This is a genomic window from Paenimyroides ummariense (genome assembly GCF_900115115.1).
In the GTDB taxonomy this organism is placed as follows: Bacteria; Bacteroidota; Bacteroidia; order Flavobacteriales; family Flavobacteriaceae; genus Flavobacterium; species Flavobacterium ummariense.
Genome location: NZ_FOVI01000010.1, coordinates 1 through 23,643, shown reverse-complemented (window position 1 = coordinate 23,643; position 23,643 = coordinate 1). Strand labels below are relative to the sequence as shown.

The following is a 23,643-nucleotide window of genomic DNA, read 5'->3' as shown; positions in this document are numbered from 1 at the left end:
AAAAGCAAAAGTATAGGATTTTTTTAAATTAGCGTTTTTTTGACTTTTATTAATTGTATTGTTTTAGATTTTGTGAAATGGTTTTCTTTACAATATTCACCAATTCTTTTGGTTCGATTACCTTTATTTGATGGTTGTGTGACAATATTTCGGACACCAGTTCCATTGTTGGAATTACCTGTAAAGTTATTATTGTTTTGCCGTTTTCTATTTCGGTTTTTTGCGATTGATGAATGGGCAGCGTGCTGAAATACTTGCCATATTCTATTGAAGTTTCGATTTTCACGGTTGTTTTTTCAGAAAAACCATCTAACGGTTTTGTGGTTACGCCCATAAAATCTTTAAAATGGTTTTGAACATCAATGGTATCTTTCAAAATAAATTCGGTAGTTACTTCGCAATTATAAATTCTGTCTAAAGCAAAAGTTTTCAACACATTTATTTTTAGTCCGTCTTTAATTTCAAAACCCACAACATACCAACGGCTTTTACTTTCTTTTAAAGCCAGCGGCATTAATTTGCGCTTGTTAGCTTTATATTGATCGAACTTTTGATAATTAAATTCCAGATGTTTTTTTAGGCAGATTGTTTCTTTAATAGTAGAATAATTTTCTAATCCGGTAACTTTTCGGTTATCAATCAAAATAAAATCGCTGTTGGATACATCTTGGGCGATATTCAACATCTTTAAACTTTCAATGGTAAAAAGCTGACTGTTTTTTGATGTTTTCTGCGTAGCATCATCCAACAAAATATATTTCATTTTTACTTTATTGTAAACGATTTTTATTTTTAAAGACGATTCAATATCCTTTAAATCGCGCTGAAAAGTCCGCAACGACACGCTGTGATCTTCATCGATAAACGAATTCTTTAATTTATCGTTCAATTCAGAAAATGTTAGTCCGTTTTCGCCCTGAAGCTGAAAAATTTCAACAATTCGCGTTAACCTGCTTATTAAATTGTGCTTGTTTGCCATAATTTATTCAAAAGTATTTTTAAAAAGTTCTTCGATTGCGTTTATGCCAAAGATATTGATATTTCGCGTGCCAATGCCAGCAAAATGGCGCGATGTAATTTTTGGCTGGTATTTTAATTCGATAAAATTCTGCTGATTAAAATCCCAATAAAACCATTGTGCCACATCCTGATTATACACAAAAACCTTTTTGTTGGTATTAATTGCCATTTGTACCGCCCACGCAGTTCCGCCTTTTACATGCAATTTTTCGTTTACTTTTTTAAGGCTTGATACAGCATAAATTTCATCGGCACTTTTTACCTGAAACCAGTTTCGCGACAAAAATTTTAAATATTGATTTATTTTAGATCGTCTTAAAACCTCGTTGGCTTTCATAACATTTTCAACACCTTCTTTAAACTGATCATCGGTTAATTCGTGTTTGTTTTCAGATTTATGATGCTTTGTTTTGTACGAATACGCCACCACCGAAACATTGAACTTTTCTGCAAAAAATTCAAAGTACGAATCGGCACCTTCTGCCCCACCTGAATAACATGTATGATGATTTATGAGTTTCATAACGTAAATATACAAATTTAAAACGACGTTAAATGACGTGTTAAAAATATTCAGAATTCATCTGCCATCTTGTCACACAAATAATTTTAATTGTATCTTTGCAAATTGATTTAGTACACGACCGTGATTTATGGAAAAGGTAATTGAAGAACAAAAACAGGGTACAAGCCTGGTTTTAGATCAACAAGAAAATAATACCAAAAAGTTATTTATAGAAAGTTATGGCTGCCAGATGAATTTTTCTGACAGTGAAATTGTTGCATCTATTTTAGCCAACGAAGGTTATAACACCACACAGAATTTAGAAGAAGCCGATTTGGTTTTGGTTAATACGTGTTCTATTCGCGATAAAGCCGAACAGACCATTCGCAAGCGTTTAGAAAAATACAATGCTGTAAAATCGATCAATCCGTCTATGAAAGTGGGTGTTTTGGGCTGTATGGCAGAACGTTTAAAAAGCAAGTTTTTAGAAGAAGAAAAAATTGTAGATATGGTTGTAGGACCAGATGCTTACAAAGACATTCCAAACCTTTTAAAAGATGTAGGCGAAGGGCGCGATGCCATTAACGTAATTCTATCGAAAGAAGAAACGTATGGCGATATTGCTCCGGTACGTTTAAACAGCAACGGCGTAACAGCTTTTGTTTCTATCACCCGTGGTTGTGATAATATGTGTACTTTTTGCGTGGTTCCTTTTACTCGTGGACGTGAGCGTTCTCGCGAGCCACAAAGTATCATGGAAGAAATTAAAGATTTATACCAACGTGGTTTTAAAGAAATCACCTTGTTAGGTCAAAACGTAGATTCATATTTATGGTATGGCGGCGGATTGAAGAAAGATTTTGTAAAAGCAACCGAAATGCAAAAAGCAACCGCGGTAGATTTTGCACAACTTTTAGATATGTGTGCGACAAGTTATCCGAAAATGCGTTTCCGTTTTTCAACATCGAATCCACAAGATATGCACGATGAAGTTATTCACGTAATGGCGAAGCATCACAATATCTGTAAGTACATTCATTTACCTGTTCAGTCGGGATCAACGCGTATTTTACACGAAATGAACCGTCAGCACACGCGTGAAGAATACATGGATTTGGTTGACAGAATTTATAAAATTATTCCGGAAATTTCGTTATCACAAGATATGATCACAGGATTTCCGACAGAAACTGAAGAAGATCACCAAGATACATTGTCGTTAATGAAATATGTGAAATACGACTTCGGTTACATGTTTGCTTATTCTGAACGTCCGGGAACAATGGCTGCCAGAAAAATGGAAGACGATGTACCCGAGCCTGTAAAAAAACGCAGATTACAAGAAATTGTAGATTTACAACAACGAATTGCAATGGAACGTACCAAACGTTTTGTAGGTGATACGGTTGAAGTTTTGATCGAAAAGACATCTAAACGTTCAGATGAACATTGGTCTGGAAGAAATTCACAAAACACAACAGTGGTTTTCCCTAAAGAAAATTACAAAGTAGGCGATTTTGTGTTGGTAAAAGTAGCAGACTGTACATCGGCAACCTTAATTGGCGAAGCCGTAGGTTATTCGCAAATGCAGTAGTTATTTGTTTCAAGTTTAATTTGTTTAACGTTTAAGGTTATGTCACTATATGTAGATTTAATAATAAAATATAAATAACCTTAAGTTTAAATAAATACACTATTAAGAAAACAACCTTAAACAAGTAAAACTTTAAACCCTAAACAAAAAAAGAAACTATGGAAAACGTTCAAAGCATAAAACAACGTTTTGAAATTATCGGTAACGACATTAAATTAAACAGAGCGTTAGAGAAAGCTATTCAAGTGGCTCCGACCGATATTTCTGTTTTGGTTACCGGTGAAAGTGGCGTTGGTAAAGAAAATATTCCAAAAATTATACATGCGTTATCGCATCGCAAACACGGAAAATACATTGCGGTAAACTGTGGAGCAATTCCTGAAGGAACGATTGATTCGGAGCTTTTTGGTCACGAAAAAGGCGCATTTACTGGTGCAGTTGGCAGTCGTGAAGGTTATTTTGAAGTAGCAAATGGCGGAACTATTTTTTTAGATGAAGTTGGCGAATTACCTTTAACTACGCAAGTTCGTTTGCTTCGTGTGTTAGAAAACGGCGAATTTATTAAAGTAGGATCATCTAAAGTTCAAAAAACCGATGTGCGTATTGTAGCGGCAACCAACGTTAAAATGTTCGATGCTATTGAAAAAGGCAAATTTCGTGAAGATTTATATTACCGCTTAAGCACAGTTGAAATTGCTTTACCGCCTTTACGCGAGCGTGGCGAAGACATTCATTTGCTTTTTCGTAAATTTTCATCAGATTTTGCGCACAAATACAAAATGCCACCTATTAAATTATCGCCAGATGCTGCCGAATATTTAATGCATTACCGTTGGGGCGGAAACATTCGTCAGCTTCGTAATATTGCAGAACAGATTTCTGTTATTGAAACTAATCGTGACATCAATCTAAAAACAATACAATCATATCTTCCTGAAAGAAATTCGCAATTGCCGTCGCTTATCGAAACAAAAAAATCGGAAAGTGATTTTAGCAACGAACGTGAAATTTTATACAAGGTTTTGTTTGATATGAAAGCCGATTTAACCGATTTACGAAAGTTGACATTGGAGTTAATGAACAATTCAAACTCGGCACAGGTTCAAGAATCAAACAAATCGTTAATTCAACGCATTTATGGTCAGAACGATGATTCGCAAATCAAACAAACAAACCGTTCTATTCCTTTAAACGAACACGCTTCATCGCAAAACAACAATCATCAAACCGAATTAATCGACGATGAAGATGAAAATGAAGACAATTATTTAATTGCCGAAACTATTGATGATGAAGAAACGCTTAAATTAGAAGAAAAAGAAATTCAGCTGATAAAAAAAGCGTTGGAACGAAACAGCGGAAAACGAAAAGCTGCGGCAGATGAATTAGGCATTTCGGAAAGAACATTGTACAGAAAAATTAAACAATATGATTTGTAAAATCATAAAGTCTTAAAGCGTATAGAATGAAAATACAACATACATTATATAAATTTACAGCATTACTTTTCTGTTTGATTTTATCGAGCTGTGGAGTTTACAATTTTACAGGAACAGCTCCGATTGATGCAGAAACTTTTCAGGTAAATTATTTCTTAAACAATGCCGAATTAATTGAACCTGGTATTGAACGTACTTTTACTATTAAACTACAAGATTTATTGGTAGGACAGACCAGTTTAACCATGACAAATACCAATGCCGACTTGGTGTACGAAGGCGAAATTACCCAATACCGTATTTCACCAATGACCGCAACTGCCGATCAAACAGCAGCGCAAAACCGTTTGTACATGGCAATAAATGTTCGTTTTACCAACAAGAAAAATCCGGAAGATGATTTTGAAAAAACTTTTTCGCATTTTTACGATTTCCCAGCGAATACTCAATTAATCGGCGGAACATTAAATACTGCTTTAGACGAAATTTACGAACGTATAACACAAGATGTTTTCAACGCGTCGTTAGCAAAATGGTAGTTTTATGAACGCACAACAATACATACAATGGTTAAATAATCCGTATCAGCTAACAGCAGAAAATACGGTAGCGTTAAAAGACGTAATTAGTGAATATCCCTATTTACAATCGGCACGTGCGTTGTACTTAAAAACGTTAAACCAAGAACGCAGCTTTTTATATAACAGCGAATTAAAAAAGACAGCGGTATACACAACAGATCGCGATGTTTTGTTTGATTATATTGTTTCGGAAGATTTTATTGCCTACAAGCCTTTACAAATTGAAGAAGTTGATGTGGTTGATGAAAACTATATCGAATTTAAAAAACCGGAACCAACGTTAGACGAAACCATTGAAAAACGTGTGTTAGACACATTGGTTTATATCGAAAATCAAGACAAAGAAACCGAGCTGATTCAAAAGATCGATCAAATTTCAAAATCGAAAATCGAAGCGAACAAACTTGAAAAAGAAAATGCTTTAATTGAAGAACAACAGGTTTCAACCGAAGAAGTTCAGGCAGAAGAAATTCATCAACTAGAAGAAAATTTAGAAGTTGGTAAACCTTTAGATTTCTCGGAAAACGACAAATTTTCGTTTACCGAATGGTTAAAACTTACATCGGCACAGCCTATTCAGCGCGAAGAAGAAATTATCGATCGAAAAATCGAACCAAAAACAGAAAATATTGTTGAAGAAACAATACCTGTTAAACAAAAACAAATGGATTTGATAGATCGATTTATCGAAACAAATCCTAAAATAACACCAAGTAAATCGGCGGTTGTTCCGGTAATAAATATGGACAGGTTAAACGAAGAAGAACCTTTTTATATGACCGAAACGTTGGCGCGAATTTATCTGGAACAGAAAAAATATCAGAAAGCAATACAAGCTTATGAAATTTTAATTTTGAAATATCCAGAAAAAAGTAGTTTATTTGCAAATCGAATTTTCGATATAAAAAAATTACAAGAGTTTAATAATATATAAAACAAATAAATATGTTTACTATTTTTTTAGTGTTAATCACCATTGTTGCCGTGCTTTTAATCATTGTTATTATGATTCAAAACCCTAAAGGCGGCGGTTTAGATTCATCGTTAGGTGGTTCAACATCGATTGGTGGGGTGCAAAACACAAATAAATTTTTAGATAAAAGTACATGGACTTTAGCTGCTGCTTTAGTAATTTTAGTTTTAGTTTCTAGTTTAAGTTTCCAAGGTGGTTATTCAACCGATTCTAAAATTTTAGACCCTAATGCAGTTCCTGCACAACCAGCTGCTTTACCTACTGCAGGCGCAGCACAAGGTCAGGCACAACCAGCACAAAATACTCCAAGTGAGCAAGCACCTGCCAACACACCGGCACAACCTGCTAACTAAATTATAGTGAAAATCACAAATTAATGCCAGCTTGTCATAAGCTGGCATTTTTTATTCTGTCAGAATTTCACTTTTTTCAGTTGGCACACTTTTGGTCAAAACAAAAACAAAAAATCATTAATAAATTAAACTTAAATACTATGGCATTAAACGTGAAACCATTAGCAGACCGCGTTATTATTGAACCAGCTGCTGCAGAAACTCAAACTGCTTCGGGTATCATTATTCCAGACACAGCAAAAGAAAAGCCACAAAAAGGAACTGTTGTTGCTGTTGGTAACGGTAAAAAAGACGAGCCTTTAACTGTAAAAGTTGGCGACACTGTTTTATACGGAAAATATGCAGGTACCGATTTAAAATTTGATGGTAAAGATTTCTTAATCATGCGCGAAGAAGATATTTTGGCGATTATATAAAGCTATAAGCTGTAAGCCTTAAGTTATAAGCAAATGAGAGATTTTAAAAAATACGATATTTGGCAATTAAGTCATCTTTTTACTTTACGAAGTTTATAGAATTACAAATCTATTTCCTAAAGAAGAAATGTATGGAATTACAAGTCAGCTTCGTAGAGCATCATCTTCAATACCAACAAATATTTCCGAAGGTTGTGGTAGAAATAGTGATGCAGAATTCAATCATTTTCTAAACATTGCATTAGGTTCAGCTTTAGAAACAGAATATCTGTTGATTTTGTCGAAAGATTTAAGATACATAGAAGAAAATACCTTCATAGATTTTGACATAAAAATCAACTCAATTAAAAGCAAAATTTACAGTTTAAAAAATAAATTAACCTCGCAGTAAGCCTAAAGCAAACCGCTTACTGCCTAAAGCATAAAATTTATGGCAAAAGATATAAAATTTGATATTGAAGCACGCGACGGTTTAAAACGCGGTGTTGATGCATTGGCAAATGCAGTAAAAGTAACTTTGGGTCCTAAAGGGCGTAACGTAATTATTTCAAAATCGTTCGGTGCACCGCACGTAACAAAAGATGGTGTCTCGGTTGCTAAAGAAATTGAATTAGCCGATACGTTAGAAAACATGGGCGCGCAAATGGTGAAAGAAGTAGCAAGTAAAACCAACGATTTGGCTGGTGACGGAACTACAACTGCAACTGTTTTGGCTCAAGCTATTGTTAAAGAAGGATTGAAAAACGTTGCCGCAGGTGCAAATCCAATGGATTTAAAACGCGGAATTGACAAAGCTGTTGAAGCTATTGTTGCCGATTTAGCAAAACAAACACAAGAAGTTGGTTCTACTACCGAAAAAATCAAGCAAGTTGCATCAATCTCTGCTAACAACGACGAAGTTATTGGCGAATTAATTGCCGAAGCTTTTGGAAAAGTTGGTAAAGAAGGAGTAATTACTGTTGAAGAAGCTAAAGGAACGGATACGTATGTTGATGTTGTAGAAGGAATGCAGTTTGACAGAGGATATCTTTCTCCTTATTTCGTTACAAATCCAGAGAAAATGGAAACGGAGTTTGACAATCCATATATCTTATTGTACGATAAAAAAATATCTTCATTAAAAGAATTATTACCAGTTTTAGAACCGGTTGCACAATCAGGAAAAGCATTGTTAATCATTGCTGAAGATGTAGATGGCGAAGCGTTATCAACGTTGGTTGTAAACAAATTACGCGGTGCATTAAAAATTGCTGCTGTAAAAGCTCCAGGTTTTGGCGACCGTAGAAAAGCTATGTTAGAAGACATCGCTATTTTAACGGGCGGAACTGTAATTGCAGAAGAAAGCGGTTACACATTAGAAAATGCTACGTTAGAAATGTTAGGAACTGCAGAACGCGTTTCTATTGACAAAGACAACACAACCATTGTAAACGGTGCTGGTGATTCTGACATGATTAAAAACAGAGTGAACCAAATTAAAGCACAAATGGAAACTACAACTTCTGATTACGATCGTGAAAAGCTACAAGAGCGTTTGGCTAAATTAGCTGGCGGTGTGGCGGTACTTTACGTTGGTGCAGCGTCTGAAGTGGAAATGAAAGAGAAAAAAGACCGTGTAGACGATGCTTTACACGCAACGCGTGCTGCTGTTGAAGAAGGAATTGTTGCCGGTGGTGGTGTAGCATTATTACGTGCAAAAGCTGCTTTAACAAGTGTTGAGGCTTTAAATGCCGATGAGAAAACAGGTATCCAAATCGTTTCTCGTGCGGTAGAATCGCCTTTAAGAACGATTGTTGAAAACGCAGGCTTAGAAGGATCTGTAATTGTTGCAAAAGTTGGTGAAGGATCAGGAAATTATGGTTACAATGCTAAAACCGACGAATATGTTGATATGTTAACAGCAGGAATCATTGATCCTAAAAAAGTAACTCGTGTAGCTTTAGAGAACGCAGCTTCGGTTGCTGGTATGATCTTAACTACAGAATGTGCTTTAGTTGATATTAAAGAAGAAGGTGCTAGCCAAATGCCAATGGGCGGTGGTATGCCAGGAATGATGTAAGATCATTTTATATAAGAACAAAAAATCCGACTAATTGAAGTCGGATTTTTTTGTTGATAAAACTTTGCCTAATATAATTATCGGACTCATTTTGTTTTCTATTCTTCCTCATTTAAAGCGTTCCAACCGCGTGCTTTTAATGGAAGCTTTGTATTCTCGCGGGTTATTAAATGAATACCCTCTTTTTCGGCTGTGATATGACCTATGATTGACAAATGTGGATTTCCTTTAATTTTCTCAAAATCGTTCATTGAAACAGTGAACAACAATTCGTAATCTTCGCCGCCATTAATGGCAATGGTTGTACTGTCTAAATTAAACTCTTCGCATACATTGATTAATTGCGGATCTAAAGGCAATTTGTCTTCGTACAAATTACAACCTACGTTTGATGCTTTACAGATGTGCATGATTTCAGAAGAAATTCCGTCTGAAATATCGATCATCGAAGTTGGTTTTACATCTAATTTCTGTAAAAGTTCTTTAATATCGTTACGCGCTTCGGGTTTTAACTGTCGTTCAATAATGTAAGAATAATCTTCCAGATTAGGCTGATTCTGCGGATTTACCAAAAACACCTGCTTTTCGCGTTCTAAAACCTGCAAGCCCATGTAAGCCGAACCAATATCGCCCGTAACAACCAATAGATCGTTTTCTTGAGCACCTGAACGATAGGTAATTTCTTCTTCAGTTGCTTCGCCCAAGGCAGTAACACTTATCAATAATCCGGTGGTGCTTGATGTGGTGTCGCCACCAATTAAATCAACCTTATAAAAATCACACGCCAAACGAATACCTTCGTACAATTCTTCAATAGCTTCTAACGGAAATCGGTTTGAAACCGCAATAGAAACCGTAACTTGTGTTGGTGTGGCATTCATGGCACAAATATCGGACACATTCACTACAACGGCTTTGTAACCCAAATGTTTCAACGGCATATAACTTAAATCGAAATGTACACCTTCTACCAACAAATCGGTTGAAACAACGGTTTTTTTTGACTTAAAATCTAAAACAGCGGCATCGTCGCCTATTGCTTTTATGGTTGATTGCTGTTGAATGGAAAAGTTTTTTGTGATATGATTTATTAAACCAAATTCGCCTAATTGTGACAAAGAGGTTTTACTTTGATCTTTATTTTCTAACATACTTTTTAATTTATGTGTAAAATTACAAACTATTTTTTGGTGGATGCGAATACAAGATGTGCTACTTACAAAAAAGTACTGATGGTTTTGTAAAAAGGTCCCAATGGTTTTATGAAAACGTCCCAATGGTTTTTATAAAACGTGGGGATCTTTTACCAGCAATATAAATAAAGACGGCAAAAATACCGTCTTTACTAAATTATTGTTGTGTAGAATCTATTGTTTGTGCAGTGGTATCTTGCAACATTTCTTCTTCTTGCTGCATCATTTCTGCTTGTTCTTGTTGTTGCTGCTTATAAGCATTCAAGTAACGCTGAAAATGCTTTTCAAAAGGTGCTATTCGTTTATTTAATGCTTCAACGGTAGCTGTATCTTTATGCATTTTAGAATTATCAATAAGGCGGTAAGCGGTATTAAAATTATCTATAATATTGTACCAAAACTCTCGCTGTTCGTTCAACTTCATTCCTTTGTAGAAATTCAAGTTTTCTTCTGCTTTAATAAACATTTTGGTTGCCAATTCTGCTGCTTTTTTGTTATCGCCTGCCATATAATACAAATCTGAATAAGGCTCAAAAAACTCGTACTTTAAATTATTATCATGCGGAATATAATATTCTATCGGGAAATTTTTCATAGCTAAATCAAGTACGTTTTTAGCTTTTTCATTATTACCTTCTTTTATAAACTGCTCTGCCAAACGAGCCAAATTTATCAAGAACATTCTTGATTCTTTTCTTGTTTGCGGGTCGTGATAAATATTCGGACTTCCAAAATTACCCCAATACCAGTTGTTAACGGTTTTGTACATTTTATCGGCATCGATCGAACCTATATAGAACGGATGGTTCGCATTTATTTTATCAACATTCGCTTTTACAGGAACCAGTTTGTACACCAACCCGTTTAACTGTAAATAATCTTTTAACCACAACATTGCTTCGTTTGAAACATCGCCGGCTGTAAAATAAATAGGGCGTTCCCAGTTGTTGTTCGCAATGATATCGTACATAATAATTCGCATACGCAACAACGCATTTGCTTTAATATCGATCGGAATTTCAGAAACAATATCGTTTGCAAATTTCTGTGAAACGGTTCCGTTTCTCAGAACTTTTTCTTTATCTACCGGCAAACTAAGTTTATTAGTTGGAACACGGGTTAAAACCATACCGTTTTCATTTTCCATTTTAGATTCCGGACGATCTGATGCGATGAATTCTAAGATTGTATTGATATCAAAACGCTCATCAACCGTAGGTGCAAATGCCGTAAAATAAAGATTTTCACCTGAATATTGCTTGTGATTAAAACGAATTTTTAAAGGATCTGATTTGTGTGCCTTCACTTTCATTTGATCGATATACCATTCTGCCTGCAACAATGTGGTACAAACCACACGAACATCGGTACGGTAACCTTCAACTTCTTGCAAATACCAGAGCGGGAAGGTATCGTTATCGCCAATGGTAAAAATTATAGCGTTTGGTTCTAACGAATCCAGATACGCTCTACCCAATGCCAATGCGGTATATTTTTCAGATCGATCGTGATCGTCCCAGTTTTCTTTTGCCATTAATACCGGCGATGCTAAAAAGGTAACACCCAACACCAACGGCAAGGCTACTTTCGCATTTACTTTGCTCGATAAAAACTCGTAAATAGCATATACACCGTAACCTACCCAAATAGCAAATACCATAAACGAACCAACTACCGCATAATCGCGTTCGCGAGGTTCAAACGGGCGTTCGTTTAAGAATATTTTCAATGCAAAACTTGTAAATAAAAACAATGCCAGCAGCACGTAAAATGTTTTTGGATCTTTGCGGTAATGGAAAATAAAACCAACCAAGCCTAAAATAAACGGCAGCATATAATATACATTTCGCCCTTTATTGTTTGCCATATCGCTGGTTAGGTTTTCTTGCGATCCTAAACGAATTTCGTCTAAAAACTTAATCCCCGAAATCCAATTTCCGTTCATACGATCATTCTCGCCTTGAATATCGCTTTGTCTTCCGGCGAAATTCCATAACAAATAACGCGTATACATATAACCAAATTGGTAGTTAAACATAAAGCCGATATTGTCTGAAAAACTTGGTTTTTCAACGTCGATATACTCACCTATTTGTCGCAAAGCATTATCATATTCACGCATACTAAGCCTACCTGATTGTACTTGGGCTTTTAGCTGCCCAGTTATTTCCATTAACTGTGGCTCTGATGCGTAATCCGGTTTTAATTTAAAATCAACAGGTTTTGTAAATGCCATGTAATTTGCTGCCATATCAGGCTCCCACAAACGAGGTAAAAATCCTTTAAAACGTGGCGAATAATTCTGATTTGCATTTTTTCCGTCGTTTAGTACGATATATTTTCCCGTAGCATAATCACGTTCGTAATCTACCTTTCCGTCTTTATAAGGTTGCGAAGGATCTAACGCTCCACCGTATTTAATAGTAAAGTAAGTATCATAAAACAACGAACGATCGCCGTATTGTTTTCTATTGTAATAATCTAATAATTCGGCAGCATCCGAAGGTTTGTTTTCGTTGATCGGAATTTGGGTATTCGATCGAATTGGCAACATTAACCAACAAGAAAATCCAATGAAGATGAATAATACCGAAAGAATCAACGTGTTTGCAAAATGTTTTTGCTTTTCACGGGTAATTTTTAATCCGAAAACAAAAAACGAAATCAACAATGCGAAAGCAATGATGGTTCCTGAATTAAAAGGCAAGCCGATGGAATTGACAAAGAAAATTTCTGACTTCCCGAAGAAAATCATGGTATATGGAAGTATAAATCCAAAAACAACCAATAAAACGGCAACTACTGCAATATTTGCAATAATGAAGTTTTTAATGGTAACTTTTGGATACTTTTTAAAGAAATATAAATAACCGATTGATGGTATTGCCAACAATGCCATGAAATGCACTCCGAAAGACATACCTACAACTAAAGCTATCAACAACAACCATTTGTTTCCTCGTGGTTCGTCAATAGCATCAATCCAGCGTAAACCCAACCAAAGCAACAATGCCAGCATAAAAGTTGCCATTGCATAAACCTCTGTTTCTACGGCGCTGAACCAAAAAGTATCAGAAAAAGTAAAGGTTAACGCACCAATTAAGCAACTTCCTAAAACCGCAATTACGGTATGGTTTGACAGTTTTTCGGTACCAATTTTAACTAACTTAAATAAAATATTGGTAGCCGACCAAAACATGAACAACACGGCAAAAGCGCTTGAAAGTGCCGAAACCCAGTTTACCATTGCCGCAATTTTATCGGGCGATGTAGCAAACATAGCGGCAAATGCACCCAACATTTGAAAAAGTGGTGCGCCAGGCGGGTGACCAACTTCTAATTTTGCCGATGTAGCAATGTATTCACCTGCATCCCAAAAACTAACGGTAGGTTCTAAGGTTAAAGTATAAACTGTAAGTGCAATTAAAAATGCAACCCACCCGGTGATGGTATTCCATTTTTTAAAATTGATTGTCAACATAATAGCTGTTTTTTGATCTTTTTATGTAAGAACTACAAAGAAAGCGTTTTTTTTTTATTGATAAACTCTTTTAGATTTTTTTTAAAAAATTTACTTGATTTTCTTGCGATTTTATTTTTTTGTACTACATTTGCACTCGCAATATTTAAGCAAAATATGTTTGTTATTGCAAGTTTTATTGGCCTATGGTGTAATGGTAACACAGCTGATTTTGGTTCAGTCGTTCTAGGTTCGAGTCCTAGTAGGCCAACAAATAAAACTTTATATATTTACCGGTTAATTGGCCTATGGTGTAATGGTAACACAGCTGATTTTGGTTCAGTCGTTCTAGGTTCGAGTCCTAGTAGGCCAACAAAACATTCCTTATAACGGAATGTTTTTTTTTGCACTAAAATTAAATTCTTTAACATTTATTTGACAAGCTTTAGTGCACATTTAAAAAACTTTCGATTAAATTTGCGACTATACCAATGCTTAAGATTTTTAACATATCAACTCTTTTATTGTTTGTGTGCTTTTTATTTGCACCAACAATAACCTATGCATTGAACAAAGATGTGGTAAATTCTTCATTAATCATAAACGAGGAAGAAGAAGTTCCTACAAAAACAAAATCAAAAGCCAATAACAACAACATTAACGAAGAAGAAGAAAAAGAAGTGCACTATCATTTCTTTCTCAACTGCCATAAAATCGTATCAAATGCTGTTATTGCAAATTCAAATTTAAACTTTTCAAAACATACCATTAAAGACAATCTCGTTTTTAAAATTCCATTACCACCTCCTGAACAAAACCTATAATAACAAACTATTGTAGCAATTTATTTATAAACTGCTATGCACTTACATGTTTATTAATTATAGATTTTATGAAAAAAAATATTAAGGCAGAGTTGTCTCAGAACTTTGCATCTGGTTTGGTGGTGTTTTTAGTGGCATTACCACTATGTTTAGGTATCGCGTTGGCATCTGGCGCACCACCATTATCGGGAATTATAGCAGGAATTATCGGGGGAATTGTTGTAGGATCAATAAGTAACTCAAACATTTCGGTATCGGGTCCGGCAGCAGGTTTAACTGCAATTGTTTTAACCGCAATTACCGATTTGGGCGCTTTTGAACTATTTCTTTGTGCCGGATTAATTGCCGGAATTTTACAGTTGGTTTTAGGATTTATCCGTGCAGGAAGCATCTCGAACTACTTTCCCAACAACGTTATCGAAGGAATGTTGGCAGGTATCGGAATCATCATCATTTTAAAACAAATTCCGCATGCTTTAGGTTTCGACAGCGATAATATGAGTAGCGAAACCTTGTTTGAAAACGGCATCAATTTTAATTATTTTAATGAAGTTTTTGGCGCGATTCATCCGGGAGCTATTGTTGTAACCATTGTTTCGGTTATTATTTTATTAACCTGGGAAAATGTTCCGTTATTACGAAGAATTAAAATGTTACCGGGTGCATTGGTTGCAGTAATTGCAGGTATTTTATTAAACCAACTTTTTGTTTCAAGCGGCAGTTCTTTAGCAATTAGTTCAGAACATTTGGTTACTTTACCTGTTCCGCAAAGTGCAGATGATTTTAAAAACCTGATCACAATGCCAAATTTCGAAGGTTTTTTAAATACAAAAGTCTGGATTGTTGGCGCAACCATTGCCATTGTAGCATCTATTGAAACACTATTGTGTATCGAAGCATCGGATCGTTTAGACACCAGACGTCGCATTACCGACACCAATTTAGAGCTTAAAGCACAAGGAATTGGAAATTTATTCAGTTCATTAATTGGTGGTTTACCAATGACATCGGTAGTTGTTCGTAGTTCTGCAAACGCAAATGCAGGTGCAACTTCAAAAACATCGGCAATTATCCACGGCGTTTTATTGTTAATTTGCGTATTGTCCATTCCGTTCATTTTAAATTTAATTCCGTTGGCAACATTGGCTGCCGTTTTAATTTTAGTTGGATACAAACTGGCAAAACCGGCAACTTTCAAGCATTTCTGGCACAACGGAAAATATCAGTTTATACCATTCGTAGCAACTGTTTTGGCTGTTGTTTTTACCGATTTGTTAAAAGGCGTGGGTATTGGTTTGGCAATTTCAATTTTCTATATTTTACAAGGAAACATGAAAAGAGCCTACTATTTAAGTCGTGAAAAATTAAACGATGCCGATGAATTGACCATTAAATTGGCAGAAGAAGTTTCGTTTTTAAACAAAGCTGCCATTAAAAAAACACTTAAAAATATAAAATCGGGATCAAAAGTAATAATCGATGCCCGCACCACATCTTACATAACAACCGACGTTTTGGAAATGATCCAGGATTTCGCCAATGTAAGAGCCAAAGAAGAAAACATCGAAGTAGAATTGATTGGTTTTAAAACATCGTACCGTGATTACGAAAACGATCAGGATTCTCACGTATCAATCACCCACAAAAGGGCAATGTAATAATATCAAATAATTAAATAAACAAAGACTATCATGAAAGCACATACATCAGAAACACAAGCAACCATTACACCAGAAAGAGCGTTAGAAATTTTAAAAGAAGGAAACGAACGTTTTGTAAAAAACCTAAAAGCTAACCGCGATTTATTGGCACAAGTTAACGATACACGCGCAGGTCAGTGGCCATTTGCCGTAATTTTAAGCTGTATAGACAGCCGTACCTCTGCAGAATTAATCTTCGATCAAGGTTTGGGCGATATATTCAGCGTTAGAATTGCAGGAAATTTCGTAAATCAGGATATTTTAGGATCTATGGAATTTGGTTGTAATGTTGCAGGTTCTAAACTGGTTGTTGTATTAGGACACACAAAATGCGGTGCTTTAAAAGGCGGCTTGGATTCGGCAGCAATTGAAGGACTTGGAATGGACAACCTGAACCATTTGGTTGGTCATTTTGATCCGATCATTAAAAATATAATTAAAGATGGCGAAGAAAGATCATCAAGCAACACCGATCTTTTAGAGCGTTTAAATCATCACAACGTTTTGAATGCGATAGAAAACATCCGCAAACAAAGTTCTACTTTAAGAAAAATGGAACAAGAAGGGAAAATTAAAATCGTTGGTGCAAACTACGATGTTGAAACCGGAGTTGTTGAATTTATCTAATTTTTAATATTATCAGATTAGATTAAAATAGTTGGAAAGAAAATCGGCAAAAGTAATTTTGTCGATTTTTTTTTGTTCTGATTTCAATTCAAAAAACAAGAATATTGTAATTTAGCTTTAAATAAACGAATAAAAATGTGTAACGATTTAAAGAAAAGTTTCGATAAAATAATAGACGGCAACAAAGAGTGGATGGATTTTGTTAAGAACGATACTTCGGGTCGATTTCAACAACTTTCAAAAGGTCAAAATCCTGAAATATTATGGATAGGCTGCGCTGACAGTCGCGTACCAGCTAACGAATTAACCGGAACAAAACCGGGCGAAGTCTTTGTTCATAGAAACATCGCCAACGTTTGTGTACATTCAGACATGAACATGCTTTCGGTTTTAGATTACGCCGTAAACGTTTTAAAAGTCAAGCACATTATTGTTGCCGGACATTACGGTTGCGGTGGTGTAGCAGCATCGTTAAGCAGTTCGCAATACGGTATTATAGACAACTGGTTGCAACATATTAAAGATGTTTACCGCTTAAACGCCGCAGAAATTGATGCTATTGCAGATAAAAATCAGAAAGAAGACCGTTTGGTAGAACTTAACGTACAAGAACAGGTTTCTAATTTATGCCGAACATCTATTGTACAAAACGCATGGAAAAACGGTCAGCAATTAGCAGTTCACGGTATGGTAATTAATATTGGCTCGGGCGAATTAATCAACCAAAACTGTACGTTTACAAACAACGACAACTTAAGTGATGTTTTTTCTTACAAATAAAAAATCAGGTTTTAAACCTGATTTTTGATTATAATCACATGAATTCCATGCCAATGTAGAACTTTATATATTTTGTCAATCCAACAAAGAAAGAATCTATTGAATAATTAAAAGATTCTTCACTCCACTTCGTTTCTTTCAGAATGACAAAACTACTATAATCTTTTATTTTAAATGCACCTGCATTAGCTTGGTTACATATTTTCCAATAACATCAAATTCCAGATTTACTTTGGTTCCAACTTTATAGGTTTTAAAAAGCGTATGTTCCAACGTATAAGGAATGATTGCCACACTAAAAGTATTAATTCCTGAATTTACAACGGTTAAACTTGTTCCATCAACCGTAATCGATCCTTTATCAATAGTTACATGTTTCGATTTTTCGCTGTATTCAAAACTAAAATAGGTACTTCCTCCTACTTCATCAATTTTAGTAATAACAGCTGTTTCATCAACATGACCTTGTACAATATGTCCGTCTAAACGATCGTTCAAAGGCATTCCACGTTCTAAATTCACAATATCGCCCGCGTTCCATAAGCCAATCGTAGTAACATCAATAGTTTCTTTTATGGCAGTAACCTTGTAAAAACCGTCGTTGATTTCAACCACTGTTAAACATACACCATTGTGCGCTACACTTTGATCGATCTTTAACATATCTGCAAAAGAACTTTCTATAAACAAGTGTACGTTTGTTTGATCGTGCTCTATTTTTCGTATAACTCCAAGAGTTTCAACAATACCAGTAAACATAAGTAGAATAATTTTACTAAATTTGTAACAAAATTAGCAATAATTAGCGCAACGCATGTTTAAAAAAGGTGAAAATATTATATTGGGTATTTCTGTAGGTGACATGAACGGCGTTGGTCCGGAGGTTATTTTAAAAACCTTTGAGGATCAGCGAATGATGGAATTATGCACACCGGTGGTTTTTGGAAATGCCAAGTTGTTATCGTTTATAAAAAAGATCGTTAACTGCCAAACCAACATACACGGAATAGATTCGTTAGATCAGATTCAAAAAGGAAAATTCAATGTTTTAAATCTTTGGAAAGAAGGAGTTAATTTAGATTTTGGAACTTTGAACGATGCTGTTGGGCAGTATGCGATAAAATCGTTCGTAGCTGCAACACAAGCTTTGAAAAACAATGAAATTGATGCTTTGGTTACTGCACCTATTAACAAATACAATATTCAATCGGAAGAATTTCAATTCCCAGGTCATACCGATTATTTGGATAAAGAGTTAGAAGGAAACGCACTAATGTTCATGATTAGCGAAGACCTTAAAGTAGGTTTGGTTACAGATCACGTTCCATTGCAACAAGTATCGCAAACGTTGACTCCGGAATTAATCAAACAAAAAGTTCGTACCATTAACAAATCGCTTATTCAAGATTTCAATGTAATAAAACCGCGCATTGCCTTGTTGGGATTAAACCCGCATAGTGGCGATAACGGAATTATAGGCAACGAAGAATTAAATTTTATAAACAATACGGTTAAAGAATTGTTTGATGAAGACATTATTATTTACGGACCTTATTCTGCCGATGCTTTTTTTGGTTCGGAACAATTCAGAAATTTCGATGCCGTTGTAGCATGTTATCACGATCAAGGATTAATTCCGTTTAAAACATTAAGTTTTGGTAATGGTGTTAATTATACGGCTGGGCTAGATAAAATTCGAACATCACCCGATCACGGAACCGCGTACGACATTGCAGGCAAAGGCATTGCCGATTTCACCTCATTTAAAAACGCAGTTTACGCAGCTTTAGATATTTATAAAAGTAAAAACGAGTATTTGCAGAGTACAGCGAACCCTTTAAAGGTTTCAACTATTTAACAACAAAAAAATTGTGATAACTATTTGTAATTAAATAATTTTTATATCTTTGCACGCTCAAATAGATGGTTATGGTAAGTGAAAAAGATTTTTTAATCCAGTTTACCGGATTAAAGTTAGGAGAACATCAATTTGAATATCAGATCGAAAACGATTTTTTTGATCTATTCAATTATAGTGAATTCAACAGCGCTAACATACAGGTTAACATTGCAATGCTAAAAAAAACCACCATGTTAGAACTGCAGTTTACACATAAAGGCACAGTAAATGTACCCTGCGACATAACTAATGAAGATTTTGATTTGCCTATTGAAGGTAGTTTAAATTTATTAGTGAAATTCGGCGAAGAATTTAATAATGAAAATGATGATTTTTTAATTTTGCCGCACGGAGAATTTCAGTTTAATGTAATGCAGTACATTTACGAAATGATCGCTTTATCGGTTCCATACAAAAGGATACATCCCGATATAGCAGCAGATTACGAAGAGGAAGAATCAGACGATGACTTGGATTTCTTGGACAGCGATGACTTGGAAATGATAAACGAAGACGATGCTGATGACGACGATTTAAATGATAATGAAACCGACGAAAATTCGGACAATAATAAAGATACAGACCCACGTTGGGACAAATTAAAACAACTATTAACGGATAAATAATATTGTAAGATGGCACATCCTAAAAGAAAAACCTCGAAAACCAGAAGAGATAAAAGAAGAACTCATTACAAAGCTGTAGCTCCAACAATCGGAACTTGCGCAGTAACTGGTGAGGCACACTTAATGCACAGAGCTTACTGGCATGAAGGAAAATTATATTACAGAGGACAAGTTTTAGTAGACAAAACAGAAGCTGTAGCTTAATTCTAAAAGAATAAAAAAAGCTCTCGCAATGCGAGAGTTTTTTAGTTTAGCGTAAATTCAAACAAACGGCAAAACTGCTTTTTTCAACAAAAAAAGCTGCTATTTGCTATTTTTTTTGTAATTTTCACCACTTTTTCAACTTTTTTGAACATTAAGTAGTCCCTTATGACAAAAATAACAGCAGCCATAACAGCGGTTGGTAAATACGTACCAGATTTTGTGTTGTCTAATCAAGTATTAGAAACAATGGTTGATACAAACGATGAATGGATCACCTCAAGAACAGGTATAAAAGAACGCCGAATTTTAAAAGATAAAGACAAAGGCACTTCTTTTATGGCAATTAAAGCCGCACAAGATTTAATTTCTAAAACAGGCTTAGATCCTAAAGAAATTGATTTAGTGTTAATGGCAACTACAACACCAGATATGCCCGTTGCAGCAACAGGCGTTTTTGTGGCTACACAAATTGGCGCAACCAATGCTTTTGCTTACGATTTACAAGCTGCATGTTCAAGCTTTTTATACGGCTTATCAACAGCAACTTCTTATGTAGAATCGGGCAGATACAAAAAAGTATTATTAATTGGCGCAGATAAAATGTCTTCTATTATTGATTATACCGATCGTGCTACCTGTATCATTTTTGGCGATGGTGCCGGTGCGGTACTTGTAGAAGCAAATACAGAAGGTTTAGGTTTTCAAGACGAAATTTTAAAGAGTGACGGTATTGGTCGCGAATTTTTAAAGATCGAAGCAGGTGGATCTTTACTTCCTCCTTCAGCAGAAACCGTTGCAAACAAACAGCATTACGTGCACCAAGACGGAAAAACGGTTTTTAAATACGCCGTTTCTGGTATGGCAGACGTTAGCGAACAAATTATGCAACGCAATAATTTAACGCACGACGATATTAACTGGTTAGCACCGCATCAGGCAAACAAACGTATTATTGATGCTACTGCAAACCGTATGGGCTTAAACGAAGATAAAGTTTTAGTAAACATACACAACTACGGTAACACTACATCGGCAACCCTACCTTTACTTTTAGCCGATTTTGAAGATCAGTTTAAAAAAGGCGATAACATTATCTTAGCTTCTTTTGGCGGCGGATTTACCTGGGGTGCAATTTACCTTAAATGGGCTTACACAAAAAAATAAAAATTAATAGATAACGAACATAAAAATTTTAGAATTATATGGACATCAGAGAAATTCAAAATTTAATCAAATTTGTAGCAAAATCAGGAGCTACCGAAGTAAAATTAGAAATGGATGATATTAAAATCACCATTAAAACAACTTCAGAAAACGCTACAGTAGAAAACGGAACGTACGTTCAACACATTCCGGTATCTGTACCACAAGTTCAGGCTGCTGCACCGGTTGCACAACCTACAGAAACTGCTGCTGCACCTGCTGCCGTTGCAAATGACGATGCGAAATACATCACGGTAAAATCTCCTATTATTGGAACATTCTACCGCAAACCATCACCAGACAAACCAGCTTTTGTTGAAGTAGGTGCTACTGTAAAAACAGGCGATGTTTTATGTGTGATCGAAGCAATGAAATTATTCAACGAAATTGAATCTGAAGTATCAGGAAAAATCGTTAAGGTTTTAGTAGATGATTCTTCTCCGGTAGAATTTGATCAACCATTATTTTTAGTAGATCCATCTTAATTTGATTATTTGAAGAGGTGTTGATCTGAAAAGGATTGGCGCGCTTCAAAAATTTTCAGATTTTCAAATTGTTTCATTTCAAATTAAAAAGATGTTTAAAAAAATATTAATTGCAAATCGCGGCGAAATTGCTTTACGAGTTATAAGAACTTGTAGAGAAATGGGAATTAAAACCGTTGCCGTTTATTCTACTGCCGATGCAGACAGTTTACACGTTCGCTTTGCAGACGAAGCAGTTTGTATTGGTCCGGCACCAAGTGCGCAATCGTACTTAAAAATGCAGAATATTATTGCTGCTGCCGAAATTACAAATGCCGATGCTATTCACCCGGGATACGGTTTCTTGTCTGAAAACGCTAAGTTTTCTGAATTATGCCAGAAACACGGTATTAAATTTATTGGCGCATCTCCGGATATGATCGATAAAATGGGCGATAAAGCTACTGCTAAAGAAACCATGAAAGCTGCAGGTGTACCTTGTGTACCGGGTTCAGACGGATTGTTAGAATCTTTAGACCACGCACGTAAAGTTGCAAAAGAAATCGGGTATCCGGTGATGATGAAAGCAACTGCTGGTGGTGGTGGTAAAGGTATGCGTGAAATCTTCAAAGATGACGAATTAGAAAAAGCTTGGGAAAGTGCACGTCAGGAAGCTGCTGCTTCTTTCGGAAACGACGGTATGTACATGGAAAAACTAATTGTTGATCCACGCCATATCGAAATCCAAGTTGTAGGAGATTCTTACGGAAAAGCATGCCATTTATCAGAACGTGATTGTTCGATCCAACGTCGTCACCAAAAACTGACAGAGGAAACTCCGTCACCATTTATGACAGATGAATTGCGTTTAAAAATGGGTGAAGCTGCTGTTAAGGCTGCCGAATATATTAAATACGAAGGTGCGGGAACTATTGAATTTTTAGTTGATAAAGACCGTAATTTCTATTTTATGGAAATGAACACGCGTATTCAGGTAGAACACCCAATTACAGAACAAGTAATTGATTACGATTTAATCCGCGAGCAGATATTGGTTGCTGCAGGTGTGCCAATTTCGGGTAAAAACTATTTACCGCAATTACACTCTATTGAATGCCGTATTAATGCCGAAGATCCTTTTAACGATTTTCGTCCGTCGCCAGGTAAAATTACTACCTTGCACGCACCAGGTGGTCACGGTGTTCGTTTAGACACGCACGTTTATTCGGGTTACACCATTCCGCCAAACTACGATTCAATGATTGCCAAGTTAATTACAACGGCACAAACACGCGAAGAAGCTATTAGTAAAATGAAACGCGCTTTAGACGAGTTTGTTATTGAAGGTATTAAAACTACAATTCCTTTCCACCGCCAGTTAATGGACAATCCGGATTATGTTGCCGGAAACTACACAACAGCGTTTATGGAAACATTTAAAATACAAAAACCTGTAGAGGAATAATTGAAAAAGTCGAGCTTTTAGCTCGACTTTTTTATTAATATTACAGAATATCAAATCATTAAAAAATTCTATGGCAGATATTTAAAACAATTAAAAGAACTAATGGACGAATTTGAAGATTAACAAAAAAAGGCTGTCTAAAAAGGTCTTTGGTATAATCCTCGACATGTTTTTTGTCGGGGATTTTTTTTATTGTCCTCAAATTTTGTTAACTTGAGGTTCCACCAATAAAGCTATGAAAGTACAGTTTAAATCCT

General features: G+C 35.5%; 23 protein-coding genes and 2 tRNA genes. 20 read left to right on the top strand and 5 right to left on the bottom strand.

Annotation, left to right across the window (positions count from 1 at the left end; translation table 11 throughout):
• Positions 1-49: 49 nt before the first annotated feature.
• Together BM253_RS08910 and BM253_RS08905 are read right to left on the bottom strand one after the other, a co-directional pair.
• Positions 50-979, bottom strand: a complete 930-nt coding sequence (locus tag BM253_RS08910; RefSeq protein WP_091522537.1) for a helix-turn-helix transcriptional regulator — start codon at positions 977-979, stop codon at positions 50-52.
• A gap of 3 nt (positions 980-982) precedes the next feature.
• Positions 983-1,543: a hypothetical protein gene (locus tag BM253_RS08905; RefSeq protein ID WP_091522533.1), complete on the bottom strand. Its 561-nt coding sequence runs from the start codon at positions 1,541-1,543 to the stop codon at positions 983-985.
• A gap of 130 nt (positions 1,544-1,673) precedes the next feature.
• Between BM253_RS08905 and miaB the strand changes: the two genes are divergently transcribed.
• The 8 genes from miaB (at position 1,674) to groL (ending at position 8,940) form a co-directional block, all read left to right on the top strand.
• Positions 1,674-3,119, top strand: coding sequence for a tRNA (N6-isopentenyl adenosine(37)-C2)-methylthiotransferase MiaB (gene miaB, locus BM253_RS08900; protein WP_091522528.1), 1,446 nt, complete (start codon positions 1,674-1,676; stop codon positions 3,117-3,119).
• Positions 3,120-3,277: 158 nt separating this feature from the next.
• Positions 3,278-4,558 (top strand): sigma-54 interaction domain-containing protein, encoded by a 1,281-nt coding sequence (locus BM253_RS08895; RefSeq protein ID WP_091522524.1) that lies wholly within the window; start codon positions 3,278-3,280, stop codon positions 4,556-4,558.
• Between the two features lie 26 nt (positions 4,559-4,584).
• Positions 4,585-5,097 carry an LptE family protein gene (locus tag BM253_RS08890; RefSeq protein WP_091522521.1) on the top strand — a complete coding sequence of 171 codons (513 nt, stop codon included), beginning with the start codon at positions 4,585-4,587 and terminating at the stop codon, positions 5,095-5,097.
• A gap of 4 nt (positions 5,098-5,101) precedes the next feature.
• A complete protein-coding gene (locus BM253_RS08885; RefSeq protein ID WP_091522518.1) occupies positions 5,102-6,073 on the top strand; it encodes a tetratricopeptide repeat protein in 972 nt (323 codons plus the stop codon).
• Positions 6,074-6,078: 5 nt separating this feature from the next.
• On the top strand, positions 6,079-6,465 hold the full coding sequence (gene secG, locus BM253_RS08880) for a preprotein translocase subunit SecG (RefSeq protein WP_091522514.1): 387 nt from the start codon (positions 6,079-6,081) through the stop codon (positions 6,463-6,465).
• A gap of 140 nt (positions 6,466-6,605) precedes the next feature.
• Positions 6,606-6,881: a co-chaperone GroES gene (locus tag BM253_RS08875; protein ID WP_091522799.1), complete on the top strand. Its 276-nt coding sequence runs from the start codon at positions 6,606-6,608 to the stop codon at positions 6,879-6,881.
• A 127-nt stretch (positions 6,882-7,008) separates the two neighbouring features.
• A complete protein-coding gene (locus BM253_RS08870; protein WP_317040942.1) occupies positions 7,009-7,272 on the top strand; it encodes a four helix bundle protein in 264 nt (87 codons plus the stop codon).
• A 39-nt stretch (positions 7,273-7,311) separates the two neighbouring features.
• On the top strand, positions 7,312-8,940 hold the full coding sequence (groL, locus tag BM253_RS08865; protein ID WP_091522510.1) for a chaperonin GroEL: 1,629 nt from the start codon (positions 7,312-7,314) through the stop codon (positions 8,938-8,940).
• A gap of 98 nt (positions 8,941-9,038) precedes the next feature.
• On the opposite strand, the gene thiL is transcribed toward groL, so the two are convergent.
• Together thiL and BM253_RS08855 are read right to left on the bottom strand one after the other, a co-directional pair.
• The gene (thiL, locus tag BM253_RS08860; RefSeq protein WP_091522507.1) at positions 9,039-10,091 is read right to left on the bottom strand and encodes a thiamine-phosphate kinase; all 1,053 of its coding nucleotides are present in this window, start codon (positions 10,089-10,091) and stop codon (positions 9,039-9,041) included.
• Positions 10,092-10,290: 199 nt separating this feature from the next.
• Positions 10,291-13,614 (bottom strand): DUF2723 domain-containing protein, encoded by a 3,324-nt coding sequence (locus tag BM253_RS08855; protein ID WP_091522504.1) that lies wholly within the window; start codon positions 13,612-13,614, stop codon positions 10,291-10,293.
• A gap of 179 nt (positions 13,615-13,793) precedes the next feature.
• Here BM253_RS08855 and BM253_RS08850 point away from each other — a divergent pair.
• The 6 genes from BM253_RS08850 (at position 13,794) to BM253_RS08825 (ending at position 17,524) form a co-directional block, all read left to right on the top strand.
• A tRNA-Gln gene (locus BM253_RS08850) sits at positions 13,794-13,864 on the top strand.
• 31 nt (positions 13,865-13,895) lie between these two features.
• Positions 13,896-13,966 (top strand) — tRNA-Gln (locus tag BM253_RS08845).
• A gap of 118 nt (positions 13,967-14,084) precedes the next feature.
• Complete coding sequence (locus tag BM253_RS08840; RefSeq protein ID WP_091522502.1) at positions 14,085-14,417, top strand: hypothetical protein; 333 nt, start codon at positions 14,085-14,087, stop codon at positions 14,415-14,417.
• 68 nt (positions 14,418-14,485) lie between these two features.
• Complete coding sequence (locus BM253_RS08835) at positions 14,486-16,075, top strand: SulP family inorganic anion transporter (RefSeq protein ID WP_091522499.1); 1,590 nt, start codon at positions 14,486-14,488, stop codon at positions 16,073-16,075.
• Between the two features lie 33 nt (positions 16,076-16,108).
• Positions 16,109-16,744 carry a carbonic anhydrase family protein gene (locus tag BM253_RS08830; protein ID WP_091522496.1) on the top strand — a complete coding sequence of 212 codons (636 nt, stop codon included), beginning with the start codon at positions 16,109-16,111 and terminating at the stop codon, positions 16,742-16,744.
• Positions 16,745-16,879: 135 nt separating this feature from the next.
• Positions 16,880-17,524: a carbonic anhydrase gene (locus BM253_RS08825; protein WP_091522493.1), complete on the top strand. Its 645-nt coding sequence runs from the start codon at positions 16,880-16,882 to the stop codon at positions 17,522-17,524.
• A gap of 165 nt (positions 17,525-17,689) precedes the next feature.
• On the opposite strand, the gene BM253_RS08820 is transcribed toward BM253_RS08825, so the two are convergent.
• The gene (locus tag BM253_RS08820) at positions 17,690-18,283 is read right to left on the bottom strand and encodes a riboflavin synthase (protein ID WP_091522489.1); all 594 of its coding nucleotides are present in this window, start codon (positions 18,281-18,283) and stop codon (positions 17,690-17,692) included.
• Between the two features lie 55 nt (positions 18,284-18,338).
• On the opposite strand from BM253_RS08820, the gene pdxA reads away from it, so the two are divergent.
• The 6 genes from pdxA to accC all read left to right on the top strand — a co-directional run bounded on the left by pdxA (position 18,339) and on the right by accC (position 23,386).
• Positions 18,339-19,382 carry a 4-hydroxythreonine-4-phosphate dehydrogenase PdxA gene (gene pdxA / locus BM253_RS08815; RefSeq protein ID WP_091522486.1) on the top strand — a complete coding sequence of 348 codons (1,044 nt, stop codon included), beginning with the start codon at positions 18,339-18,341 and terminating at the stop codon, positions 19,380-19,382.
• Positions 19,383-19,453: 71 nt separating this feature from the next.
• Positions 19,454-20,050, top strand: a complete 597-nt coding sequence (locus BM253_RS08810) for a YceD family protein (protein WP_091522795.1) — start codon at positions 19,454-19,456, stop codon at positions 20,048-20,050.
• Between the two features lie 9 nt (positions 20,051-20,059).
• Entirely contained in the window at positions 20,060-20,254 is a 195-nt protein-coding gene (rpmF, locus tag BM253_RS08805; protein WP_091522482.1) for a 50S ribosomal protein L32, read from the top strand.
• 165 nt (positions 20,255-20,419) lie between these two features.
• Entirely contained in the window at positions 20,420-21,418 is a 999-nt protein-coding gene (locus BM253_RS08800) for a beta-ketoacyl-ACP synthase III (RefSeq protein ID WP_091522480.1), read from the top strand.
• Between the two features lie 38 nt (positions 21,419-21,456).
• On the top strand, positions 21,457-21,942 hold the full coding sequence (gene accB / locus BM253_RS08795; RefSeq protein WP_091522477.1) for an acetyl-CoA carboxylase biotin carboxyl carrier protein: 486 nt from the start codon (positions 21,457-21,459) through the stop codon (positions 21,940-21,942).
• 91 nt (positions 21,943-22,033) lie between these two features.
• Entirely contained in the window at positions 22,034-23,386 is a 1,353-nt protein-coding gene (gene accC, locus BM253_RS08790) for an acetyl-CoA carboxylase biotin carboxylase subunit (RefSeq protein ID WP_091522473.1), read from the top strand.
• The last annotated feature ends 257 nt before the right edge of the window (positions 23,387-23,643 follow it).

Bases quoted from the DNA above. Each gene is read 5' to 3' on its own strand.
- BM253_RS08910 (WP_091522537.1), bottom strand. From the start codon at position 979: ATGGCAAACAAGCACAATTTAATAAGCAGGTTAACGCGAATTGTTGAA.
- BM253_RS08905 (WP_091522533.1), bottom strand. From the start codon at position 1,543: ATGAAACTCATAAATCATCATACATGTTATTCAGGTGGGGCAGAAGGT.
- miaB (WP_091522528.1), top strand. From the start codon at position 1,674: ATGGAAAAGGTAATTGAAGAACAAAAACAGGGTACAAGCCTGGTTTTA.
- BM253_RS08895 (WP_091522524.1), top strand. From the start codon at position 3,278: ATGGAAAACGTTCAAAGCATAAAACAACGTTTTGAAATTATCGGTAAC.
- BM253_RS08890 (WP_091522521.1), top strand. From the start codon at position 4,585: ATGAAAATACAACATACATTATATAAATTTACAGCATTACTTTTCTGT.
- BM253_RS08885 (WP_091522518.1), top strand. From the start codon at position 5,102: ATGAACGCACAACAATACATACAATGGTTAAATAATCCGTATCAGCTA.
- BM253_RS08875 (WP_091522799.1), top strand. From the start codon at position 6,606: ATGGCATTAAACGTGAAACCATTAGCAGACCGCGTTATTATTGAACCA.
- BM253_RS08870 (WP_317040942.1), top strand. From the start codon at position 7,009: ATGTATGGAATTACAAGTCAGCTTCGTAGAGCATCATCTTCAATACCA.
- groL (WP_091522510.1), top strand. From the start codon at position 7,312: ATGGCAAAAGATATAAAATTTGATATTGAAGCACGCGACGGTTTAAAA.
- thiL (WP_091522507.1), bottom strand. From the start codon at position 10,091: ATGTTAGAAAATAAAGATCAAAGTAAAACCTCTTTGTCACAATTAGGC.
- BM253_RS08855 (WP_091522504.1), bottom strand. From the start codon at position 13,614: ATGTTGACAATCAATTTTAAAAAATGGAATACCATCACCGGGTGGGTT.
- BM253_RS08840 (WP_091522502.1), top strand. From the start codon at position 14,085: ATGCTTAAGATTTTTAACATATCAACTCTTTTATTGTTTGTGTGCTTT.
- BM253_RS08835 (WP_091522499.1), top strand. From the start codon at position 14,486: ATGAAAAAAAATATTAAGGCAGAGTTGTCTCAGAACTTTGCATCTGGT.
- BM253_RS08830 (WP_091522496.1), top strand. From the start codon at position 16,109: ATGAAAGCACATACATCAGAAACACAAGCAACCATTACACCAGAAAGA.
- BM253_RS08825 (WP_091522493.1), top strand. From the start codon at position 16,880: ATGTGTAACGATTTAAAGAAAAGTTTCGATAAAATAATAGACGGCAAC.
- BM253_RS08820 (WP_091522489.1), bottom strand. From the start codon at position 18,283: ATGTTTACTGGTATTGTTGAAACTCTTGGAGTTATACGAAAAATAGAG.
- pdxA (WP_091522486.1), top strand. From the start codon at position 18,339: ATGTTTAAAAAAGGTGAAAATATTATATTGGGTATTTCTGTAGGTGAC.
- BM253_RS08810 (WP_091522795.1), top strand. From the start codon at position 19,454: ATGGTAAGTGAAAAAGATTTTTTAATCCAGTTTACCGGATTAAAGTTA.
- rpmF (WP_091522482.1), top strand. From the start codon at position 20,060: ATGGCACATCCTAAAAGAAAAACCTCGAAAACCAGAAGAGATAAAAGA.
- BM253_RS08800 (WP_091522480.1), top strand. From the start codon at position 20,420: ATGACAAAAATAACAGCAGCCATAACAGCGGTTGGTAAATACGTACCA.
- accB (WP_091522477.1), top strand. From the start codon at position 21,457: ATGGACATCAGAGAAATTCAAAATTTAATCAAATTTGTAGCAAAATCA.
- accC (WP_091522473.1), top strand. From the start codon at position 22,034: ATGTTTAAAAAAATATTAATTGCAAATCGCGGCGAAATTGCTTTACGA.